A 21172-nucleotide genomic window follows, 5' to 3' on the forward strand; every position below is an offset into this window, starting at 1 on the left:
AGTCAAACCGGTATCAAAAGGCCGAGCGAGCAGATGGAGGCTGGCCTGCACGCCGGGCAGATCCCTCCCAATCGAAGACGACCCAGGGGACAAGATGATGGCCTTGGAGGTCTGCATCCGAATGTGCCCGACCTCTATCACACCCGCTCTCGCCATCGGAGCGCTACGGGGGCGCCGGGCGAAAGGAGCACGCACACAGGGTCTTTATCCTGAAGGGCACGCCCGATGTCCCCATAGACAGCTGGCCACTGCATGGTGACGTGATGCTCCTGAACACGATAGATGGGGTGCGACGGGCGTTCAACCCGGGTCCGCAGGAGCGCACCGTCCCGCGTCGTGCCAAACCGAACGGAGGAGGCCCCGAGAGTATCAGCGAGAGTGTCCGGCACCGGCATAACGGGCGGCTTCGTCCCTCGGGCCCGCACTCGCTGCTCGCGCCCCTTCCAGTCGAAGCGATATGTCGCCTCTACCTCTTCGACCTGTTCGCGCCAGACCGGTTGCATGGAGGCAACTTCCACGGGCTCCCCGTAGAGCCACTGCGCGGCCCACGCTACAAGATACCGCGGAACGTGTGCCCGAACAGTCCACGTCCCCCTCGTTCCCGAGGACGAGTGGGCCCGACGTACGTGGGCGCGCAGCTCGACGGCCGGTACACGTCGGAAGCCCGGGCCTGTGAGGCCGAGCACGCGTACGTTGGTGAGCTCCACCCCAACGAGGCTAACATACGCATTTCCGTCTCGCTCGTCCGGCACGAGCCCCCCTGGGAGATGGGAGGCTACCCGGTCCGGAGCGACCGCGTAGGCCACGACTACACGGTGTCGCGCCGTGGCTCGAAGGACGTGTGGCTGGCTGAACGAAGCTGGCGACGACATGCGCAAAGAGGCAACTCGACAGGACCGAAACGCTCCCCCTAACGAAAACGGGCGCGCCCCCTGGGGGAGCGCGCCCAATTAGTCTCCTCAGAATAGAGCGTGACGCCTCGTCGTATCAGTACTAGTCGGTGTGGGGCTGGAGATCGTCCCGGCTGTGGCGTTGGCGGAGCTTCCGGAGAGCTTTTTCCTTGATCTGACGGACGCGCTCTCGGGTGAGGTCGAAGCGCTTGCCAATCTCCTCGAGTGTCAGGGGGTGTTCGCGCCCGATGCCGAAGTAAAGACGCGTGATTTCGGCCTCTCGGTCGTGCAATCGACTGAGGGCCCGCTCGATGTCGATCTTGACCGACTCCGAGAGCATTTCCTCATCGGGCGGATCGCTGTTGTCGTCCGGGAGAACGTCGAGGAGGCTGTTGTCGTCCTCTTCGTTGAAGGGGGCGTCCATCGACAGGTGGCGGCTCGTGTGCTTCATTGCCTCCCGCACCTTCCGGACGTCAATCTCAAGCTCCTCGGCCAGCTCCTCGATGTTGGGTTTGCGGTCGAGCTCCTGCTGGAGCCGGGCACTGGCCTTGCGGATTTTCGAAATCGTGCCGATGCGGTTCAAGGGGAGACGCACCACGCGGCTTTGTTCGGCGAGGGCCTGCAGGATGGCTTGCCGGATCCACCAGACGGCATAGGAGATGAATTTAAAGCCGCGGGTCTCGTCGAACCGCTTCGCGGCCTTGATGAGACCATAGTTTCCTTCGTTGATTAGATCGGCAAGCGATAAGCCCTGTCCCTGGTACTTCTTCGCGACTGAGACGACGAAGCGCAGGTTGGCGCGGCAGAGCTTGTGGAGGGCTTCCTCATCGCCATCTTCGATACGGCGGGCCAACTCGACCTCTTCCTCTGGATCAAGAAGATCGATCTTTCCAATCTCTTGGAGGTACTGGTCCAGCATCCGTTGTTCGCGAGAAACTTGCATAAGGCTCCTGTCGGATTTTGGGTGGTAGCGATGTTGGTGATGATGCCGTATAGGGGTTTCTAGTAGCCAACGGGGCTCCGGTCGTGCAGACAAGCAATGAGTCGGCGACCGGAGTCAAGAGGCGCCGGGGGGCATCCGGTAATAAGTCTGTGAAGAAGACGATCTACATTCCGCGGACTCATCACGAGCCTCGAAAGTCGTTGTTCCAGGTCCCAGAAAGCGAGGAATCCGTGACAAAGTCCCCTTACTCTTTCTGCTCAGCGGCCGCCAGGACGCCGTCGGCAACGTCTCGGGTGTCACTCATTCGGGGAATTTTTGTCTGTCCACTAATCTCCTCCTTGGTGGCCTTCAGCCAGTCGTAGAAAGCACCGCTGGGCAGAACCGATACCTCCGGCCCATCCATGGCCTCCCCCTCGCGTCGAATGTAGTAGTGGCGGTTCACCTCCCGGAGATGTTCGTCGAGGGCTTGCTCAAAGGCATTGAGATCGTCGGGGGCCTTCTCAAACTCGACGAGCCACTCGTGCCCGGGTTGTTCACCGTTCGCGTGCCGGCGCGGGGCGACGTGGTAGTCGGCAACGTGGGCTTCCGTAGCCTCGCAGGCTTCCCGCAAGGCGGCCCGCACCTCGTCGCCGTAAATGGCCTCTCCGTATTCATCGATCATGTCGCTGGTGCGGCCCGCCACGGCAATCTTGTGCGGAGAGGTTTGCGTGAACCGCACCACGTCGCCCACCTCGTAGGCCCAGAGCCCACTGCAGGAGGTGACGTGCATCGAGTAGCGCACACCGGGCTCCACGTCGGCGATGGTGTGACGCGTTGGGGCCTCGTCCCCCCGCTCGTCGAGAGGCACGAACTCGTAGAAGACCCCATTGTCGAGGTGTAATAGCATCGAGGGATCATCCAGTTCATCCTGGAAAGAGAAGAAGCCCTCGGAGGCCCCGTAGGTTTCGACAAAGTCGACGCTATGGCCAATCTTTTCCTCGATCAGATCGCGGTACGACCGGAGTGCCACCCCGCCTGAAATAAACACTTGCAAGTTCGGCCACACTTCCCCCACGGTCGTGGCCGTGTCGTTGTTACGCTCGTTGTGAAGCTCGATGAGTTGGTCAAACAGGTTGAGCGCCCAGGTGGGAACCATCACCAGAAGGCGAACGTCCTGGTCGACGGTTCGCTCGGCGACGGCCCGGAGTTTTTCCTCCCAGCTGGGCAAGAAGGTAATCTCATTGGGGACTGCCTGGAAGAAGCGGCGGAAAAACCCAGGTGCGTTCTCGGCCAGGATTCCGCTGATCTCTCCCGCCACGGTGCCGGGGTGGTTTGGATCCTCTTCGATGCGCCCCGGAAGCGTTAAATGCACGCCGCCGAAGAAGCTCGGATCGAGGCTTTGCTTAAGGTAGTTTATTCCGGCCCCAACACTAAAGGCGCGATTGTACTCGATGGTCTCGTCGCTGATGGGAATCACCTTGCCGTCGGACACGGTGCCGCTGGAGACGGCAAAGTTGGTGATGGTCCCGGGCCACATCACGTCGGCGGCCCCCTCTCGAACCCGCCCCACGTCGTCCTCGATGTCCTCGTAGGTATGCAGCGGCACCCGTTCCTGATAGGCTGAGACCACGTCCGATGCCTCGGCAATCTCCGAGAACCCGAACCGCAGCCCCCACTCGGTGTCGGCGGCGCGGGTGAGGAGACGGCGGAGAAGTGCCCGCTGCGTAGACACGGGATGCTCTTTGAATTCTTCGACCCGCCGGAGCGGACCAATCCACTGCAGAGCCGAACGTACCAATTCGCTCATTAACGACGGGTTGCCACTCGTAGACAAGTTCCTCAAAACGTCTCTTTTCGCGACGGCGCGGCGGAGGTCAGCGTTCCGGGTTGCCAGAAATTTTTCACAAAAACGAGCCTTAGACCTCCACTCCTCTGCGCTTTGTGTATACGTTGTTTGGTACAGTGTTCGTTTGGTACGTTTACGTCTGTCCTTTTTCCCGGCTCTTGTTGCCATGCCCGGTGCCCCTCGGTCCCTTCCCCAGCTCGCCCCCGATCCGTTCCCGGCCGACCGCTTCGTGCTCGGCGGCCGGGCCCAGTCGTTGGACTGCCGTCCAGGACGCCTCGACGGGACGGCGGCTCACGTGATGGGCATCCTGAACGTGACGCCCGATTCCTTCTCGGACGGCGGTCAGTACATGGCCGTCGAGGACGCCGTGTCGCGGGCCGCCGAGATGCTGAGCGAGGGCGCAACAATCGTGGATGTAGGGGGGGAATCGACGCGTCCCGGCGCCGATCCGCTGTCGCTGGAAGACGAGCGCGACCGGGTCGTGCCCGTCATTGAGGCCCTGTCGGACCGGTTTCCGGATGCCCTCCTGTCTATCGACACATACAAGCCCGAGGTGGCCCGTGCGGCCTTGGCCGCAGGCGCCCACCTCGTGAACGACGTGACGGGCCTGCGCCTCCGTCCCGAGATGGCCGACGTGGCGGCCGACTGGAACGCTCCCCTCATCCTGATGCATTCGAGGGGCGAGCCGGGCGATCTCACCCGTCCGCGTGCCTACAGCGACCTGGTCGCCGAGGTGCGCGACACCCTCGCCCAGGCAATTCGGACCGCAGAGGAGGCGGGGGTCGAGCATCTCGTCGTTGATCCTGGATTCGGCTTTGGGAAATCCCACCCCGACAACCTACGCCTCATTAATGCCATCGACGAGCTGCTGACCCTCGACCGTCCCGTGCTGGTGGGCGTTTCCCGCAAGAGCACGATCGGGGCAGCCCTTGGCACCCCCGACGATCCCGCCCCTGTCGACGAGCGTTTGTACGGTTCGCTCGGCGCCACAGCGGTCGCCGTCATGCGGGGGGCCACGATCGTTCGCACCCACGATGTGGCTCCGACCGTGCAAACGTTGGAGGTGCTTGGTGCTACGCTCCGCGAGCGGTAGCCCCCCCACGCTGGCGGTCTGCACCCGTTTCGGGGCCGGCCCGACCGAACTCTGTGCTCCTTTTTCCATCTCCCTGAGGCATCCGTGAAGATTCTTGAGGTCATTGGCTTTGGGCCCGTCGACGCGATTGAGGTCGTCGTCGTCGCGTACATCCTGTACCAGCTGTATCGGCTGATGCGGGGCACCATTGCCGTGCAAATCGCCCTCGGGCTCGGGGCCTTGTTTCTGGTGCAGGAGATCGTCGATCTGGCCGGCATGACGGTGCTCCCCAAGGTCTTCGATTACCTCAACCAGGTGTTCGTGCTGGCGGTCATCATCATTTTCCAGCCCGAAATTCGACGCCTGCTACTTCTTCTCGGGAAAAACCCGATCATTCGGCGCTTCGTCTCCACGACCGACCAGACCGAAATCATCGACGAGACTGTGTCCGCCGTGGAGGAGATGAGCGACCAGCAGATTGGGGCCCTCATCGCGTTTCAGCGCAGTACGGGGCTCCGCAGCTACGTCGAGACCGGTGAGCCCCTGCGGGCCGAGGTATCGCACGATCTCCTCCTCTCGATCTTCTACGGCAAGAACCCGCTCCACGACGGGGCGGTCATCATCAACGATCGACGTGTCGAGGCGGCCCGGTGTATTCTCCCGGTATCGACGAGCATGAAGCTCAGTCCCCAACTGGGCCTTCGTCACCGTGCCGCGGTGGGCCTCACAGAGCAAACCGACGCGTTTGTAGTGGTCGTGTCGGAGGAGACCGGCGACATCAGCGTCTCGCGCGACGGGGCCCTCATCTCCAACATCACGCCGGAAGAACTTCGCACGTATCTCGTTAGTGCCCTCACCGGGAAACCGGCTTCACAGGCTAGCGTGACAGGCTGATTCTTCTCGTCTTTCGTCCCCAAAATCGGCCCCTTGCTCTTCCGGCGCAGCCCATCGTTGCCATCATGTCTTCCCCCCCTCCGCCAGATGAGGACAATCGCCAGTATCGCCGCCAGCGCGCGCGGCTGGTCGAGAAGCTTCAGAAGCGGGGTATTCAGGACGAGCGCGTGCTAGCGGCCATCGGAGCGGTTCCGCGCCACGAGTTCGTGGATCCGGCTCTCCGCGACCGGGCATACGCCGACGAGGCTTTGCCCATCGGGCGTAACCAGACCATCTCGCAGCCCTTCACGGTGGCCTACCAGACCGCCCTGCTCAGCGTCGAGCCCGATGACCGCGTCCTCGAGGTGGGGACCGGGAGTGGCTACCAGGCAGCCGTGTTGTGTGAACTTGGGGCGCGCGTCTTTTCCGTTGAGCGGCACGAGTCCCTGCTCACCCGCACCCGCACGCGCCTCGAGGAGCTTGGCTACGACGTTCGGACCAGGCACGGCGACGGGACACAGGGATGGCCCGCATTCGCGCCGTACGACGGAATTGTCGTGACCGCCGCCGCCCCATCCCCCCCAGATCCGCTTCTGCGCCAACTCCGCGAACCGATCGAGTCGGACGACCATGCTGGCGGACGGCTCGTCATCCCGGTTGGGGGACGCAACGGTCAGGTCATGACGCGCATCACCCGCACCGGCACAGGGCCACACGATTACGACCGGGAGGAATTCCACTCTTTTCGCTTCGTGCCCCTGGTAAGCGAAGAGGATGAGGGCGCGGAGTGACCTGTGTGTCTGCCCTGTTGGTCGGGGTTGGTCGGGACCGCCGGGACCGAAATCCAGGCGCCGTGCTCTGTACGGAGCCGAGGCTACGGACGAGGGAGAGCGTCGAGCAGCCAGTCGACGTGGCGCGCCCGCATAGACTGCGCAGGGGCCGCCGGCTCAGACTCGGCCCGGAATTCTGCCCACCGCTCGCTCATGTGTGCGGCGTCGAGGGCTGCCTGCTCCGCATCGGGATTCGTGCAGGCCTGAAGCACCAGGAGGCGGGCCGCGTCGGGTCGACCGCGGGGCAGGCCGACTGCGACGGCGAGCGCCACGGCATCGGTAGTCTCCCGCCGCACGCGTCGCCAGATCGATTCCTCCTCGCGGCGCGCGGCCGACCAGAGCCGGCCCGCGGGGGTATGGGCCGAGGCGTCCTCGGCGTTCACCTGCCGGGCACACCACCGCGCAAACTGGCGCACTACGGCCGATGACCGGCACGCCCGAACGCGAGCGATGAGTTGAGATCGGGGCACCCGGTTCCGCACATGCTCCTCACCCGTGGCTCGATCCACGACCAGGGCGCGGTGCTCACGGCTGTCAAAAATATAGTAGAACCGATCAACCGTGGCGTCCGAAATCATGGCCCTTATCCGTTCAGCAGTGGGGGTGAGCTTGCGGCTGCCCGATATGCCCTGGCTTCTAATCCTCTCATTGATAAGCAGTTCTTCGGCGAACGTTCACCTTTTGTAACGGTGTCTCTCGGGACTTGGAGCCTGCAACAAAGAAGACCGGTCTGAATTAAAGGTGTCGTGTTGTGCTGTTCTACTACAGCAAAACCTGAAAGACGGAGTGCAAACCGAGCTTGAGTCCGGGTGTGTCGCTCTCGCTTGAACTCCGCCCCACCGCCTCCTGACACAGACCTCATCGCCGATCCGACCTTATGAAGTACTTCAGCAAGTATCGTCTTCTCCCGGCCGTTGCGCTACTCGTTCTTGGCGCAGTGCTCGGCGTGCAGATTGATACCTACCTGTCCGACGACAATCTGGGGGCACAGGCCAGCAAGTTGAAGAAGGCCCTGCTCATCATCGACAAAAAGTATGTGGAGCCGCTCGACGCGGGCAACGTCGCGGAGAAAGGAGTGAAAGGAATGATCAACAGTCTCGATCCTCACTCCACGTACATCTCGGACGAAAGGGCCGAGGACGTGAAGGACTCGTATCAGGGGTCGTTCGGCGGCATTGGGATCGTGTTCGAGGTGCCGGGCGACACTGCTCAGGTCGTTTCTCCCATCGCTGGCGGGCCAAGTGACGAGGTCGGGATTATGGCCGGAGACCGAATTGTGGAGATCGAGGACACTAGCGCTGTCGGCTTCTCGGACACCGAAATCCAGGACCGCCTGAAGGGGGAAGTCGGAACGAAGGTCCAGATGACGGTCTACCGGCCCTTGGTGGGCAAGCGTCTCACCTTCACGATCACGCGCGAGAAGATCAACGCGCCTTCCATCCATTCGTCGTACATGGTGGACGACAAGACCGGATACATCGACATCAACCGGTTCACCATGAAGACGCACGGCGAGTTCAAGGACCGAGCGAGCGCTCTGCTCAACAAGGGGATGGAGCGGCTGATCCTCGACCTGCGTAACAACCCGGGAGGCGTCATGCGGTCATCCTGGAAGATTGCCAACGAGATGCTCGGGAAGGGAATGACAATTGTTAAGACGAAAGGTCGGGGTGAGCGAATGGACCAGAAGATTCCCGCGAAGGCTGGCGGGCTGCTTCGGGACGAACCAATCATCGTGCTCGTGAACCGGGGGACAGCCTCGGCGAGCGAAATCCTGACCGGGGCCCTGCAGGATCACGACCGCGCCTTCATTGTCGGCCGGCGCACCTTTGGTAAGGGTCTCATTCAGAAGCAATTTGACCTCAACGACGGGAGCGTCCTCCAAATGACGGTGGGCCGCTACTACACGCCCGTCGGACGGCTTATCCAGTCGCCCTACAAACGGGGTCAGGAGAAGGACTATTACGCAAACAAGATGTCCACGATGAACCAGGCGACGTACCATCCCAGCAAGTACGTCGAGAGCATCCCCGACTCTCTGGCCTACAAAACCGACCACGGACGCACGGTATTCGGGGGTGGAGGCATCCTTCCCGACTACGTGGTCCAGCCGGATACCACCAAGCTTACGTACCTCGTTCGAAGGGGGCAGTTTGGCGCCGCGTTCGCTCGCAAGTGGTTCTCAAATCACGAGAAGGAGCTTCGAGGGGCCTGGCAAGAACGGCAGGAGGAATTCTCGACCTCCTACGAGGTGTCCGACAAGATGATGTCTGAGTTCTGGTCGTTCGCTGAGGAGAACGGTATTACGATCACGGAGAACCAGGACTCGGTGAACGTGGATGAGGGCATCTACGCACGGGAGATGGCGCAGAAGAAGCGAGACTTCGTGGCCACTCGAATCAAGGGCCACCTTGCGGCACAGCTGTATGGCCGGAGCGCCGCCCGTCCAATCCTGAACAAGGCATCTCCGATCTTCCAGGAAGCCTTGTCCCTGTGGCCTTCGTCCCGCGAACTGGCCTCTTACCACTCGACGGCCACGTCCTCGCCGATGAAGCAGAATTGAGGCTGATCGGCCTCTGGGGGCAGCAGCGGACGGAAAGACGGGGCCGGAAGGTCCTGTCCTGAGCGCTTCTGCCCCCTGACTGGGGGCGTCCCGCGTCAGTTCTGAGAATCGACGAGGGCCTCCCACAGGAGTTCGGCGGGATGCCGCGCCGTGCGGTTCGTGACATCTTTGATCTGGGACCGGCACGAGAAGCCGGGAGCCGCAAGCAGTGTATCCTCTGCCGTCTGGCGCACGGCGGGGGCGAGGCGAAGCTCAGCCATCTGCTTGGATACGTCCACATGTTCGGCCTCGTAGCCGAAGGCGCCGGCCATGCCGCAGCATCCCGCGTCGACGGCCTCGACGTCATAGCCGGGAAGACGTAGCACCCGCTCCGTAGCGTCGGTCCCGTTGAGGGCCTTCTGATGGCAGTGACCGTGCAGGAAGACGCGTCCCCCACCGGTCGTCCAGGCGGCCTCGTCGAACGCGCCCGCTTCCGCCCGCTCGGCCACGTATTCGCTGAAGGTATACGCCACGTCGGACACGGCTTTGGCCTGTGGAGCGTCCGGAAGCAGGTCTAAGAACTCGTCGCGGAGCGTCAAGATTGAGCTCGGCTCCAGCCCCACGATGGGAATCTCTTGTTCGGCGTACGGGTGAAGCGCCTCGACCGTCTTCCGGGCGCGGCGCCGGGCCTGGGGCACAAGCCCTTTCGAAAGCAGTGTGCGCGCGCTCTCTACCGATGCAGGCGGTAGCTCCACCCGGTGCCCGGTGGCCCAGAGCATCTGGGTAGCGGCCTGGAGTGGGGCCGGTGTGTGGTAGGCGTTGAACGCATCCGGAAACAACACGACTCGGGGACCCGACGGTTCGGGCGGCTCGCTGCCCTCAAACCACTGGCGAAAAGTCTGCCGTGCGAACGGGGGCAGGGGGCGCTCGGCACTTACACCCAGGAGGGCCTCCCCGACCGTGCGGAGAGCAGATTGGGCACTTGCCCAGTTGACGACCGACGCCAGTGGCGTGCCGCTGATCCACCGCGCCGCGTCGGGCTGATGCGCAAACAGAAACGCGCGGAGGGGCATCGAATTTTCCTCCCAGTAGTGGTGTAGCCACTCGGTCTTGATCTTGGCCATGTCGACGTTAGACGGGCACTCGGTCTTGCAGGCCTTGCACTGGATGCACAGGTCCATCACCTCGTGCATGTCGTCGCCTGTCATGGCGTCCTCCGAGAGGTCGCCCGCGAGGGCGCTGCGCAGCGCGTTGGCCCGGCCACGGGTGGAATCCGGCTCCTCGCGGGTGGCCATGAAGCTGGGGCACATGGTGCCGGCGCGAAGCTTTCGGCAGGCCCCGTTGCCGTTGCACTTCTCAATGGCGCCCGTAAATCCCCCATCTTCTGAGAAGTCAAGCTCTGTGCGGAACGGACGAGTGTCGTAGTCCGGCCCCATCCGCAGATGCTCGGTCATTGGAGGGGCCTCGACCACCTTTCCTGGGTTGAGGATGCCTTCCGGATCGAAGAGGGACTTCGTTCGACGGCACAGCTCGTAGAGCTTTTCCCCGAGAATGGCCGGATTGGCCCACCCGCGGGCAATGCCGTCTCCGTGCTCCGACGACACGACGCCGCCGTACTTTTTCACGAGATCGAGGGACTCCTTCGCAATCTGCTCCATTTTCTCGACCTCCGTCTCATCCTTCGTGTTCACGAAGGGCCGCACGTGGAGGCACCCGGCAGAGGCATGGGCGTAATAGGCCGCGCGCGTGTCCGTCGCGTCAACGAACGTCGAGAGCTCGTCGATGTAATCCGCCAGGTTTTCGACGGGCACGGAGGCATCCTCGATGAAGGCCCACGGCTTGTAGTCGCCTTCTACGCCCATGAGCAGGCCGAGGCCCTCCTTCCGGATGGACCAGACGTTCTTGATGGCGGCTGGGTCGGTAACGCGAACGGTGGTGTACCCGCGGTCCGCCTCTGCCATTTTCCGTTCGAGGTCGTCGAGGGCCTCCGTGACCTCCTGATCCGTGTCGCCCGAATACTCGGTGATGAGTACGGACCCGGGCGTGCCTTCAAGAAAAGTGAGACGCTCCGCGTAGCCGGGCGTCTGCTGTGTCCGCTCGATAGCCACCCCGTCGAAGAGCTCCACGGCCGAGGGATCGGTCTCCAGAACAGTCGTCACGGCCCGGAGGGCGTCGTCGCGGGACTCGAAGTGGACAACGCCGAGGCCCGTCCGGGCGGGCTTTTCGACGAGGGAGCAGGTGATTTCGGTGGCCACGGCGAGGGTGCCCTCGCTGCCGCACAGGAGCTTCGCGAGATTTCGCTCGCCGTTGAGCAGGCTCTCAAGGCGGTAGCCGTTGTTGCGGCGCCAGTGACTGGGGGTGTTTTCCTCGATCGTTTCGCGCCCACCGTCGGCCAGCAAGGCCTCCAGCCCGCGATAAATGGCGCCTTCGAGCCCGTCGCGGCGCATGCGCGCCTGCCAGTCGTCGTGGCCGAGCGGCCCGAACGTCGTCTCGGTGCCGTCGGCCAGCAGAACCTCTACCTCCTGGACGTGGTGGATGAAGTTTCCGTACGCGATGGAGTGCGTTCCGGTCGAGTTGTTGGCGAGCATGCCTCCGAGGGTGGCACGGTTGGCACTGGCTGGGTCCGGCCCTACCATCAACCCATGTTCAGCGGCAGCTCGGTTCAGGTCATCGAGCGTCACACCAGGCTGCACCCGGGCCGTTTGCGCCTCCGGGTCGATGTCGAGGATACGGTTGAGGTGGTTGGTGAAGTCAATCACCAGCGCTTCGTTGACCCCCTGCCCGGCGAGGGAGGACCCGCCGCCCCGAGGAAGGATGGGAATTCCGAGGTCAGAGGCGACCTCCAGGGCCGCCTTCACGTCGCTCACCTGCTCGGGCACGAGCACCCCGATGGGCGACATGGCGTACATGCTCGCGTCTGTCGCGTAGAGCGACCGCATCATCTCGTCGGTATGCAGGACTCCAGCGATGCGAGGCGCAAGGGCCTCTTGGAGTGTGCGCTGGGGGTCGGTGGCTACTGGCATAGAGGGCACAGCCTGAATGGAACAGGACCTAGGACGGAGCGTGGGGGCTCTCTCCTGTCGAGAGCCTTGTGTGGAACGAAGCTCGGGGACGGTCCTCCAAAATCTTTTCGGATTCCAGAACGCCCCACGGTCGCTCCTGTTTGTTTCGATTCAGTTTTAACTCTTCGTGTCGGCGCGCTTCACTCCCGTGTCCCACACGGACCGATGAGGGTTTCCTGCCTCCACCCGACTGACGATCATTCGGTCCTAGAACCGGCAGGGGGGCCCTGAATGCTTGGCGGTCCCTTTTCGGGGCGGGAGCGGGGCCGTGTCGGCTCCCTACAGTTCGATCATGCGGCCCCATTCCGGACGACGCACATCCATTTCGGGATGAAAATGCTCGATGTTCCGGGCCATCCACTCCTGGGCCTCAGGGTCCCCGTGTACGAGGAGCACTGTGCTCGGCTGCATCTGCTCGACAATTTTCAGGAGGTCGCGCCGGTCGCTGTGCCCGGTAAACCGGAAGCGCTCGACGGTGCAGTAAACGGGCTGGGGACCGTGCCCCTCCGCCAGCATGACGGGCGCCCCGGGTCCCTGCTCGGCGGCCTCCTGGAGCCGTCGGGCCGGCGTGCCCTCCGCCGGGTGGCCCACGAGTAGAACAGCATCGTCTTCGTTCTCGACGATGCGGCGGGCGAGGACATTTGACAGGGTGGGCTCGAACATCATGCCGCTGCTCACCACCATGATGCCGGGCCCGGAGAGGATTTCCGACTTGGCCTCCGCCTCGTAGGGCACCCGCTCTTGCTCGACGGCGAAGACCTGCTCGCTTGGATCATTGCGGGGGGTGGTGTCGCGGGTCTCGTCGTAGAGCTCCGCGATCGCCCGCATGGATCCGGCCGTGTAAATGGGCACATCCGTCGGAATGGCCCCCTCTCGCTTCAGCTGCCCCAGAAGCACCAGCATCTCCTGCGCCCGCCCCATCACGAAGACCGGAATGAGGGCCGTGCCTCCACGGTCGAGGACCTGGGACAGGGTTTCCCGGAACCGGTCTCGCTCTTCTGGACGGCTGGTTTGCTCGGCCTCCGCGTCGGCGCCCAGGGTAGTCTCCAGCACGAGCACATCGGTCGAGTCTGGATACTGCCCGCCCGGAATGATGGTCTGGGCCTGCATGTTGGTGTCGCTCGTGTAGAAGAGCCGTCGCGCGCGGCCGTTTTCTTCGAACTGAAGCTCCACGCCCACCGACCCGAGAATGTGCCCGGCCGAGTGGAAACGAGCCGTGAGAGGCACCTCTCCTTGCGTGCCCGTGACGTCGAAATTCTCTCCGAGGTCGTGCGTGAGGTAGAGGTGACTCAAGACCTCCAGTTCTTCTTCGGTGTACAGCGGATCGTGGGTCGTTTCCCCTTTCCGCTGGCGCTTTTTTTGGAGCCGGGCCGCGGCCGGCAGCAGGAACTTGAGGAGGCGACTCGTCGCATCGGTCATGTGGGCCTTCACGTGCGGAAACTCCCGCGCAAGCACCGGGAGACTGCTCATGTGGTCGTGATGCGCGTGCGTGATGAGGGCGTGATCGACGTAGCTGTCGGCTCGGTCACGAACCAAGTCGAAGCGCGGAAGAGAGTCGGGCCCCTCACGTTGGGGATCGGTGCCGGCGTCAAGGACGAGTCCGGTGTTGGCGATGTCGAGAAAGTGACAGCTTGCGCCAATGCCGTCCGTGTCCCCGAGTGCAATAAACTTCATGGAGTGCAAAAGAAGACCACGTGTTCGAGAGTGATGGGCGTTGACCCCGCCCGACCGGTCCACGGGTGTCCCCGCTACACCCTGCGAGCAACCGGTGGTGTCGAGTTTGAGATGCACCGTCCTTCTTGCCCACGGTGGGCCCGGCTCTGCGCGGGCTGGTGGCAGAGACGAACAGCCCTGGATCGGCGCTTTCCAGGGGTCCTGTCAAATCCGCAGGCGTTGCACCTGGTGCTAGGTCAGCCCGGCCTCGGCCTTGCGGGCTTCCTTGTACTCTTCCCAGTCCGCGAGGAAGCGCTCCAGGCCCCGATCGGTCAAAGGATGATCCAGCAGGTCCAGGAGCGTCTCGAACGGCATTGTTGCCACGTCGGCCCCCACCAGGGCTGCTTGCTTCACGTGCGTGGGGTGCCGAATGGAGGCCGCAAGAACGTCGGTGTCGAAGTCGTAGTTGTCGTAGATCTGGACAATTTCCTCGACCAGTCCCATGCCGTCGGAGGAAATGTCGTCGATGCGCCCGATGAATGGGCTGATGTAATCGGCTCCGGCCTTGGCCGCCAGGACCGCCTGCGTGGGCGAAAAGCAAAGGGTGCAGTTTGTCTTGATGTCCTCCTCGTCCAGTGCCCGAAGCGCCTTGATGCCCTCTTTGATCAGGGGAATTTTGACGACCACGTTCTCGTGGACTTGGTTAAGCCGACGGGCCTCCTCCATCATGCCGTCGAAGTCGGTTGCGGTGACCTCAGCGGAGACATCCCCGTCTACGATTTCACAGATTTGGAAGACGTGCTCGTGGAAGTCGATGTTGCCTTCGTCTTTCACGAGGGACGGGTTCGTCGTCACCCCGTCGAGGATTCCCATCTCGTCTGCTTCGCGAATTTCATCCAGGTCAGCGGTGTCGACAAAAAATTGCATATCCGTTCGGGCAGGTTAGTCGTAGATCCAGGTGCGTGTGCGCCGGAGTGCCAGAGGTTAGGGCTTGCCGACATGAGAGTAGGGTGTACGGACGACTGGTAGCGGAGTTTAGCGGTGTCACAACGGAAGCGCCCCTTCCTTCGATGGCGTCGTGCCGCAGGGCCTCTCTGACATCGGCGCTCTTCTTCCTTACCTTGGAGCCAGCGATGAGCATCGCTTCGGGTCGACTCAGACTTTCGGTTTCAACGCTCCTATGTATCTCTGCCTTTTCGAAGACGACCACGTCGTGTCGTTGCGCCCGCTCGTAGAGACGCGGGCAGCGTACGACCTGCGCCTCGGCCTCCGCACCGTACTCGAAACAACGCGGGACGCATTCGAGCCGGACGGGCTGCTCCTCCACGCCCGGCCCCTGGTGACCGGCGTGACCCGCCGTGACCACGACGATGCCCTCGTGAACACGCTCCCCGAGGGGGCCGACGTGCTCTTCGTAAACGGCCGGTTCGTTGCGGAGGACAGAGATGTCCTCGGTCAACTCGAGCAGGCGTGCGAGTCGGGCAAGGGCCGCGCCTTCGTTCAGGACGATGTCTTGGTGGCGGCGTGGTGCCCCGACGCCGCCGCCCGCCTGCCCGGCGATCCCCTGTCCCAACCGGTTCTGACGGCGGATGCCTTCGCCGACCTGCCCACGACCTCGCTCGACGATGCCCTCCTCCTGCGCCGGCCCTGGCACCTGCTCGACACCCTCCGTCCGTCGCTCACCCGTGACGTAGAAGCACGTGTGGGGGAGAGGGCTTCCACCTCGCTCCGGGCGCGGCCGCACGCGGCGGTGCACGACAGCGTGACGGCTGTAAATTCCGAGCAGATCTATCTCGGCAGCGGGGCCACGATTCGTCCGGGAGCCCTCCTCAACGCCGAGGACGGTCCCATCTACGTTGGCGTCGACGCAACGATCCACGAGCGGGCGGTGGTACGGGGTCCCTGCTGCGTAGGCCCTGAGACCCAGGTGCAGATCGGCGCAGACGTGGAGGGGACAGCCACAGGCACATGGTGCAAAGTGGGCGGTGAGGTCCACGACTGCATTCTCCACTCCTTCTCGAACAAGAGCCACGCGGGCTTTCTCGGACACGCATACCTCGGATCTTGGTGCAACCTGGGCGCGGACACGAACAACTCGAACCTCAAGAACGACTACGGCGAGGTGTCGGCCTATGCGCCGGACGAGGGGCGCTTCGTGGGCACGGGCCGCCAGTTTGCGGGGCTCTTCATGGGCGACCACTCGAAGTGCGGCATCAACACCATGTTCAATACCGGCACCGTCATCGGCACGAATTGCAACCTCCTTGGGGGCGACTTTTTGCCCCGATACGTCCCTCCCTTCTCCTGGGGCGGCGCGTCCGGCTTCGCTGAGTACCGGCTCGACAAGGCCTGCGAGGTGGCCGAGCGCGTGATGGCCCGCCGTGACACCGCCTTCACGGAGGCGGGCGAGGCCCTCCTCCGGTCACTCTTCGAACGCACCCAGCCCGAGCGGGCGGCCCATCATGAATAGCTTACCTCCCATTTGGTTTATCCACTCCCCAGCGCCTACACAAGGGACCAGACGTACAGCGCCTCGGCGGCGAGCGCCGGAAGGACGTACACGACGTGGTAGCGTGGACGTCCCTCCGTGGCGGAATACACGGCAAACATTCGCCCGAAGCTGAGCAGCGGGACGAGCCCGAGCATTATGTAGAGGCCGATATGTAGAGGCCGATGTCCGAGAGCGGGTACCAGCGATCCTGAAGTCCATCGGCGGGCTCGGTGGTGGGGGTCGCGCGTCGTCATGGTTCGGTGTGCTGTGGAGCGGACGACGAGTCCTCCCGGTCGAGATGGACCACCGCCGCCTCCGTGGCCCGGCCGTCCTCAACGGTGAGGCGGAGGCACGTCTTCTCCTGGTGCAGGCCCTGCCGGCCAGCGGCCCCAGGATTCACGAACAGCATGTCGCCGAGGGCCGCCACCCGCTCCACCTGCAGGATGTGGCTGTGTCCACAGATCAGTACGTCGGGCGGATCAGCCTGCAATCTGTCGCCCATCCCCTGCTGCCACCGGCCGGGCCGCCCGGCGATGTGGGTCATCCACACGTCGAGCCCCTCCACCGTAACTCGTTGGTGCTCGGGAATGCGACGCCGGATGGACGCGTCGTCGACATTGCCCCACACGGCCGTCACCGGGGCCACTGCCTCCAGCCCATCGAGGATCGACAGGTCCCCCACGTCCCCAGCGTGTAGGATCCGATCCACCCCGGCCAGGTCATCCGGCAAATTGGGATGGAAATAGCCGTGGGTGTCCGAGACGATGCCAAGTGTCGTCACAGCTCAGGCAGGAGGAGAATACACGGGAGAACGGGGGGCTCGGCCCACTCTTCGGACACCCCCAACGCCGGGGTGGTGCACCAGGCGGTGTCGCTGAGCCCAGCCGGCAGCACGTCGGCGGGCCTGTGGAGGCGGTGCCTACAGTGTAGCCGTTTCCCCAAAGTCGAAGACCCTCGTGTCGTAGCCTTCCTCGGCGAAGGCCTCGGTAAAGGCCTCGAGATTGGTTTCGAGGGGCGGGAAGGTGTCATAGTGCAGCGGCACCACGAGCTCCGGCTCTACCATGTCGGTGGCGTGCAGGGCGCCATAGATGCCCATCGTGAACACGTTGCCGATCGGGGCCAGCATGACGTCGACATTCCACAAGTCTCCCACCCACTGCATCTCTGCGAAGGGCGCCGTGTCGCCGGTGTTGTAGAGCACGCTGTCTCCCAGCTCTAGCACAAAGCCGTTCGGGACGCCGCCGTAGCTGCCATCGGGGAAGGACGAGCTGTGCCGGGCGTGCGTCGACTCGACGTATCCCCAGTCGAACTCCACGTTGCCCCCTTCATTGAGCGGCTGAATGTCGTCGTGGTCGTAGTTCTGCTGGACGTACTGCGTGATCTCGAAGTTGCTAATGACGAGCGGATCGCTGTTTTCCAGCACCGCCTCCGTGTCCGAGAAGTGGTCGAAGTGCGCGTGCGTGAGTAGCAGGACGTCGGGATCCCTCGAGCTCGGGTCGGTGTCCGTATGTGGGTTCTCGTCGAAGAAGGGATCGAAGAGAAGCGTTGTGCCGTCGGTCTCGATTTGGAAGGTCGAGTGTCCGAAGTAGGTCAGTTCCATGATGATGGATGGTTTTTCGGAATGACGTGGGAAACTCGCGCGCTCGAACGAGCACCGACACCCGCGCTGTTTCGCGCCGCCCTGCGCCCGCGTGTCCGCAGGGTCGAGGGAGGACCGTCACGCGGCGCCGTGCCCGCTATTTCAGATGCATCATCCGGTGCGTCTGCACCCCCCGGGCCGTCTCAAGCCGTGCAAAGTAGGGGCCGCTCGGGAGGTCACTGGCGTCCAGCGTTCTTTCGTAGCGTCCGGGGTCGTGCGTGCCACTGCTCAGCGTGGCGATGCGCTTTCCGGACAGGTCCCAGACGGTAAGCGTCAGGGATTGACGCTCCTCGACCCGGTACGTGATCGTGGTCGAGGCTTTGAAGGGGTTTGGGAAGTTGCCCATCAACTTGACGGGCCTCCGGGACTGGGTTCCGAGCCCGATTTTGACCGTGCGCGTGGTACGGCTACGGGACGCGCCTGCGGAGGCCTGGCGGATGCGGTAGTAGACAATTTGTCCGGGAACGTCCTCGTCCGTATACACGAACTTCCGGGACTTAGAGCGGGACGTCACCGCGTCGGAGGGACGTAGACGGGCAACGGGCGAGAATGAGGCCCCATCCAGGGACCGCTCGACGACGAAGGTCCTGTCGCTTTCAGCCGCTACCTGCCAGCGGAGAGTTACGGTTTTCCCCTCTGTGTGGGCCCGGAGGTTTCGCAGGACCGACCGAAACGAGAGCGTAGTGGAAACGCGCCGGGCGCCCGCCGACCACTCGACCGGCGTCGTCTCTGCATCCTGGTCGAATCCCAGGTGGAGGGGTCCGTTCCCCTCTGCTCCGGACGCGGGCGCCGGACGTCCTCTCGTCCGGCGGAGAGCCGCCACCGATCGGGCCCGCGGCCAGATCAAAAGCTGGTCGAGCCGACCGGTGTAGGACGCGTCCGCCCCATTGCCCACCTGCCGGGACCGTCGCCCGCCGATTGCCAACGGGGGCGTACTGGGGGTAGAAGGCAGGGCCCGAGCCTGTGCAGAGTCCACCACCGTTCCGTCCAGCATCAGGTGGAGGCGGGACTCCGTCTCATCGTAGACAACGGCTGCGTGGTGCCAGCGATTGTCGGCAACCGGGGTCTGTGTACGTAGTGCCTGGTGCTGTCCGGACTGGCCGCAGTAAAAGCGCAGGCGTCCCCCTGGATCCACGACAAACTCCGCCGGGTAGGCCGCCGCCTCGTTGCCCGTCCACGTGGACAGAACAACCTGGTCGAGCCCGGCGGTTCGCATCCAAAACTCGATGGTGAAGGAGGTGGTGGGGCCGATTGGTGGGCGGTCCGGCCCTTGGAGGAGCAGAGGGCGGGCGGCCCCGCTCAGATCTACGGCCCGGTTTGGCCCCTCAGGACGAGCGGGCGGCTCGACCTTCACCCGACGGGTTCGGCGACTGGCGAAGAGGAAGCGTCTCTGCGTGAGGGAATCCGAAACCTCGGCTCCCGTCGCCTGCACGAATGGCGTGAGGTGCCACGCGTACATGCCCGGCTCCTCTCCCGTTCGCACGCGCAGAATGAGCTCATGGGCCCCTCGGATGGGGGACTCCGTCGTCAGGAGGATGTCCCCTCCCGGTCCAGCACGGCGCTGGACCGACACCGGTTCTGTTCCGTACCGCAGAACGCGTACGTCTTGTACCTGCCATGCAGCCGGGAGCTGAAGTCGGACTCCGGAAATTGGGGAGCTCGGGTCGAGCGTCTCGAACAGGTTGACGGTGGTTCCGGACAGCCGGGTCACGGGCGACTCGCCGAGCGTCTGAGCGCCGACTCCACGAGGGAGCACAAGGGCACTGAGGGCACAGACAATCAAAATAAGCCGACTGACACGTGCCATGGGGATCTGCGCCGCCTGGCTCGTCTTCCCCCGATCGGATGGCCGACAGTGTCGGTTGGGAGACGCCCTCGTCGCCTCTCCCCCCGAGACGGTGGGCGCTCGCAGACGAGGTCAGGGGGTTTATTTTTGGTGGGGATGACTTGTAATCGTAAAGCTGCACTCCGTAAACCACAAATGAGAAGGAATTCTGTGCACATGGCTGATATTCCCAGCGACTTGACCGACGTGGGCACTCATCATGGAAACCAGCCCCCGACCGAGACCGGCCAGACAGTCCGGTCCCCGGAGGGCCCCGATCCCAGCACGGCGGATGCCCAGCCTTCGTCGGCTCTTTTTCAGGTAGTTCGTGCTCCTTCCGAAGACCAGCTGAAAATACGGGTCCACTCGGCACGGGCCGAGCCCTCACCGCCCGACGAGGGGGAAGAGATCGGCACCTACCGGACCGAAGAGGCCCTTCGGAAGGTCCTCGCAGACGCGAACGTCGACGGGTGGGCGGCGGTGTTCGAAGATCTTGAGGCCGACCGCGTCCTCGTCGACACCGACGTGAACGCCGACCACGCCTGGATTGGGCAGGCCCGCTACTCGACAATCACCCTCTTTGCGGATGCTGAGGCCGCAACGACGTTCGCCGAGAACCACGAACGCCCCTTGTCAGATCGATGATGGGTTGTCCCTCCGCCTGAGGCGCCTGTAGCCGATCCCCACGACCGTTCTCTTCTTCCCGTATGCCCGCTGAGACCATAGACACGACGCTAGTTTCCGAACAGTCGATCACGCCGCGCGTGAAGCAGTTTCTGCTCCGCGCGGACGAGCATACCTTCGACTTCCGCCCGGGTCAGCACGTGAGCATCGCGATTGATCGGGAGGACGACCGCCGCGTATATCGCCCATACTCACCGGTGAGCCAGCCCGGCACCAACACGATTGCGCTCGCCATCAAGCGCTACCCTGACGGGACCGCCTCGACCTGGATGCACAACCGGGACGTGGGCGACACGATTACCCTCACCCTCCCGTCGGGCAACCTGCACCTCCGTGACCTCAATCGGGACGCGGTCTTCCTCGCCACAGGAACCGGCCTCACGCCGATGTTCTCGATGATGCGCCAGCACCTCGAGGAGGGGGAGGGCTCCACCACCCTTCTGTTTGGGGAGCGCACCCGAGAGGACCTGATGTTTCGGGAGACCCTCGACCTCTTTTCGGCGAGCTACGCCCGCTTCACGGTGGGGTATGTGCTCTCGGACGAGGACTGGTCAGGCCCTACCGGGTACGTGCAGGATCATCTCCCAGACGTCGTCGACGATGCAAATACGCCCCACTTTTACATCTGTGGCGTGCCGGAGATGGTGGTGGAGACGAAGGGGCTTCTCTACGACCTCGGCGCTCCCGACGAACACATCTTCACGGAGGGGTGGGAGGAGGGGTCCGTGGTGGAGTGAGCGCTGCGCGTCGGGGAGTGAGCGTTGGACACGATGCGCTGATCGTGGAGACGCGCTGGTTGTGGCGGTCGCGGATCCCAACGCTTGACGACAAACGCTCAGAATC

General features: G+C 63.6%; 18 protein-coding genes. 7 read left to right on the forward strand and 11 right to left on the reverse strand.

Translation table 11 applies throughout. The features are described from left to right. Window positions 1–137: 137 nt before the first annotated feature. The 3 genes from ABEL04_RS09380 to ABEL04_RS09390 all read right to left on the reverse strand — a co-directional run bounded on the left by ABEL04_RS09380 (window position 138) and on the right by ABEL04_RS09390 (window position 3619). On the reverse strand, window positions 138–872 hold the full coding sequence (locus tag ABEL04_RS09380) for a DUF2071 domain-containing protein (RefSeq protein ID WP_375802130.1): 735 nt from the start codon (window positions 870–872) through the stop codon (window positions 138–140). 121 nt (window positions 873–993) lie between these two features. After that, the gene (locus tag ABEL04_RS09385) at window positions 994–1833 is read right to left on the reverse strand and encodes an RNA polymerase sigma factor RpoD/SigA (RefSeq protein ID WP_375802131.1); all 840 of its coding nucleotides are present in this window, start codon (window positions 1831–1833) and stop codon (window positions 994–996) included. Between the two features lie 244 nt (window positions 1834–2077). After that, window positions 2078–3619: a GH3 auxin-responsive promoter family protein gene (locus ABEL04_RS09390; RefSeq protein ID WP_375802132.1), complete on the reverse strand. Its 1542-nt coding sequence runs from the start codon at window positions 3617–3619 to the stop codon at window positions 2078–2080. Between the two features lie 205 nt (window positions 3620–3824). Between ABEL04_RS09390 and folP the strand changes: the two genes are divergently transcribed. From folP to ABEL04_RS09405, 3 genes are all read left to right on the forward strand, one after another. Then, complete coding sequence (gene folP, locus ABEL04_RS09395; RefSeq protein ID WP_375802133.1) at window positions 3825–4751, forward strand: dihydropteroate synthase; 927 nt, start codon at window positions 3825–3827, stop codon at window positions 4749–4751. Between the two features lie 84 nt (window positions 4752–4835). Beyond that, complete coding sequence (gene cdaA / locus ABEL04_RS09400; RefSeq protein WP_375802134.1) at window positions 4836–5624, forward strand: diadenylate cyclase CdaA; 789 nt, start codon at window positions 4836–4838, stop codon at window positions 5622–5624. 65 nt (window positions 5625–5689) lie between these two features. After that, a complete protein-coding gene (locus tag ABEL04_RS09405; protein ID WP_375802135.1) occupies window positions 5690–6394 on the forward strand; it encodes a protein-L-isoaspartate(D-aspartate) O-methyltransferase in 705 nt (234 codons plus the stop codon). 83 nt (window positions 6395–6477) lie between these two features. On the opposite strand, the gene ABEL04_RS09410 is transcribed toward ABEL04_RS09405, so the two are convergent. Further along, window positions 6478–7011: a hypothetical protein gene (locus tag ABEL04_RS09410; protein ID WP_375802136.1), complete on the reverse strand. Its 534-nt coding sequence runs from the start codon at window positions 7009–7011 to the stop codon at window positions 6478–6480. Between the two features lie 299 nt (window positions 7012–7310). On the opposite strand from ABEL04_RS09410, the gene ABEL04_RS09415 reads away from it, so the two are divergent. Continuing rightward, window positions 7311–8996 carry a S41 family peptidase gene (locus ABEL04_RS09415; RefSeq protein ID WP_375802137.1) on the forward strand — a complete coding sequence of 562 codons (1686 nt, stop codon included), beginning with the start codon at window positions 7311–7313 and terminating at the stop codon, window positions 8994–8996. Window positions 8997–9091: 95 nt separating this feature from the next. Here ABEL04_RS09415 and ABEL04_RS09420 read toward each other — a convergent pair whose 3' ends face one another. The 3 genes from ABEL04_RS09420 to fsa form a co-directional block, all read right to left on the reverse strand. Beyond that, window positions 9092–11998: an FAD-binding and (Fe-S)-binding domain-containing protein gene (locus ABEL04_RS09420; protein WP_375802138.1), complete on the reverse strand. Its 2907-nt coding sequence runs from the start codon at window positions 11996–11998 to the stop codon at window positions 9092–9094. Between the two features lie 318 nt (window positions 11999–12316). Continuing rightward, complete coding sequence (locus ABEL04_RS09425; protein ID WP_375802139.1) at window positions 12317–13711, reverse strand: MBL fold metallo-hydrolase; 1395 nt, start codon at window positions 13709–13711, stop codon at window positions 12317–12319. Window positions 13712–13942: 231 nt separating this feature from the next. Then, window positions 13943–14617: a fructose-6-phosphate aldolase gene (fsa, locus tag ABEL04_RS09430; RefSeq protein ID WP_375802140.1), complete on the reverse strand. Its 675-nt coding sequence runs from the start codon at window positions 14615–14617 to the stop codon at window positions 13943–13945. 253 nt (window positions 14618–14870) lie between these two features. Between fsa and ABEL04_RS09435 the strand changes: the two genes are divergently transcribed. Beyond that, window positions 14871–16160, forward strand: a complete 1290-nt coding sequence (locus ABEL04_RS09435) for a GlmU family protein (RefSeq protein ID WP_375802141.1) — start codon at window positions 14871–14873, stop codon at window positions 16158–16160. Between the two features lie 35 nt (window positions 16161–16195). On the opposite strand, the gene ABEL04_RS09440 is transcribed toward ABEL04_RS09435, so the two are convergent. The 4 genes from ABEL04_RS09440 to ABEL04_RS09455 form a co-directional block, all read right to left on the reverse strand. Beyond that, window positions 16196–16336 carry a hypothetical protein gene (locus ABEL04_RS09440; protein WP_375802142.1) on the reverse strand — a complete coding sequence of 47 codons (141 nt, stop codon included), beginning with the start codon at window positions 16334–16336 and terminating at the stop codon, window positions 16196–16198. Window positions 16337–16431: 95 nt separating this feature from the next. Next, the gene (locus ABEL04_RS09445) at window positions 16432–16962 is read right to left on the reverse strand and encodes a metallophosphoesterase family protein (protein WP_375802143.1); all 531 of its coding nucleotides are present in this window, start codon (window positions 16960–16962) and stop codon (window positions 16432–16434) included. A gap of 138 nt (window positions 16963–17100) precedes the next feature. Further along, window positions 17101–17781, reverse strand: coding sequence for a metal-dependent hydrolase (locus ABEL04_RS09450; RefSeq protein ID WP_375802144.1), 681 nt, complete (start codon window positions 17779–17781; stop codon window positions 17101–17103). Window positions 17782–17917: 136 nt separating this feature from the next. Continuing rightward, complete coding sequence (locus tag ABEL04_RS09455; RefSeq protein WP_375802145.1) at window positions 17918–19627, reverse strand: LamG-like jellyroll fold domain-containing protein; 1710 nt, start codon at window positions 19625–19627, stop codon at window positions 17918–17920. Between the two features lie 195 nt (window positions 19628–19822). Between ABEL04_RS09455 and ABEL04_RS09460 the strand changes: the two genes are divergently transcribed. Next, a complete protein-coding gene (locus ABEL04_RS09460; protein ID WP_375802146.1) occupies window positions 19823–20290 on the forward strand; it encodes a hypothetical protein in 468 nt (155 codons plus the stop codon). Window positions 20291–20352: 62 nt separating this feature from the next. Further along, window positions 20353–21066, forward strand: a complete 714-nt coding sequence (locus ABEL04_RS09465; RefSeq protein WP_375802147.1) for a ferredoxin--NADP reductase — start codon at window positions 20353–20355, stop codon at window positions 21064–21066. The last annotated feature ends 106 nt before the right edge of the window (window positions 21067–21172 follow it).

This window comes from Salinibacter sp., from assembly GCF_042218895.1.
Lineage (GTDB): Bacteria > Bacteroidota > Rhodothermia > Rhodothermales > Salinibacteraceae > Salinibacter.

Excerpts from the sequence above, each read along its gene's own strand:
- ABEL04_RS09380 (WP_375802130.1), bottom strand. The coding sequence starts at position 872 with ATGTCGTCGCCAGCTTCGTTCAGCCAGCCACACGTCCTTCGAGCCACG.
- ABEL04_RS09385 (WP_375802131.1), bottom strand. The coding sequence starts at position 1,833 with ATGCAAGTTTCTCGCGAACAACGGATGCTGGACCAGTACCTCCAAGAG.
- ABEL04_RS09390 (WP_375802132.1), bottom strand. The coding sequence starts at position 3,619 with ATGAGCGAATTGGTACGTTCGGCTCTGCAGTGGATTGGTCCGCTCCGG.
- folP (WP_375802133.1), top strand. The coding sequence starts at position 3,825 with ATGCCCGGTGCCCCTCGGTCCCTTCCCCAGCTCGCCCCCGATCCGTTC.
- ABEL04_RS09405 (WP_375802135.1), top strand. The coding sequence starts at position 5,690 with ATGTCTTCCCCCCCTCCGCCAGATGAGGACAATCGCCAGTATCGCCGC.
- ABEL04_RS09410 (WP_375802136.1), bottom strand. The coding sequence starts at position 7,011 with ATGATTTCGGACGCCACGGTTGATCGGTTCTACTATATTTTTGACAGC.
- ABEL04_RS09415 (WP_375802137.1), top strand. The coding sequence starts at position 7,311 with ATGAAGTACTTCAGCAAGTATCGTCTTCTCCCGGCCGTTGCGCTACTC.
- ABEL04_RS09420 (WP_375802138.1), bottom strand. The coding sequence starts at position 11,998 with ATGCCAGTAGCCACCGACCCCCAGCGCACACTCCAAGAGGCCCTTGCG.
- ABEL04_RS09425 (WP_375802139.1), bottom strand. The coding sequence starts at position 13,711 with ATGAAGTTTATTGCACTCGGGGACACGGACGGCATTGGCGCAAGCTGT.
- fsa (WP_375802140.1), bottom strand. The coding sequence starts at position 14,617 with ATGCAATTTTTTGTCGACACCGCTGACCTGGATGAAATTCGCGAAGCA.
- ABEL04_RS09435 (WP_375802141.1), top strand. The coding sequence starts at position 14,871 with ATGTATCTCTGCCTTTTCGAAGACGACCACGTCGTGTCGTTGCGCCCG.
- ABEL04_RS09440 (WP_375802142.1), bottom strand. The coding sequence starts at position 16,336 with ATGCTCGGGCTCGTCCCGCTGCTCAGCTTCGGGCGAATGTTTGCCGTG.
- ABEL04_RS09450 (WP_375802144.1), bottom strand. The coding sequence starts at position 17,781 with ATGGAACTGACCTACTTCGGACACTCGACCTTCCAAATCGAGACCGAC.
- ABEL04_RS09455 (WP_375802145.1), bottom strand. The coding sequence starts at position 19,627 with ATGGCACGTGTCAGTCGGCTTATTTTGATTGTCTGTGCCCTCAGTGCC.
- ABEL04_RS09460 (WP_375802146.1), top strand. The coding sequence starts at position 19,823 with ATGGCTGATATTCCCAGCGACTTGACCGACGTGGGCACTCATCATGGA.
- ABEL04_RS09465 (WP_375802147.1), top strand. The coding sequence starts at position 20,353 with ATGCCCGCTGAGACCATAGACACGACGCTAGTTTCCGAACAGTCGATC.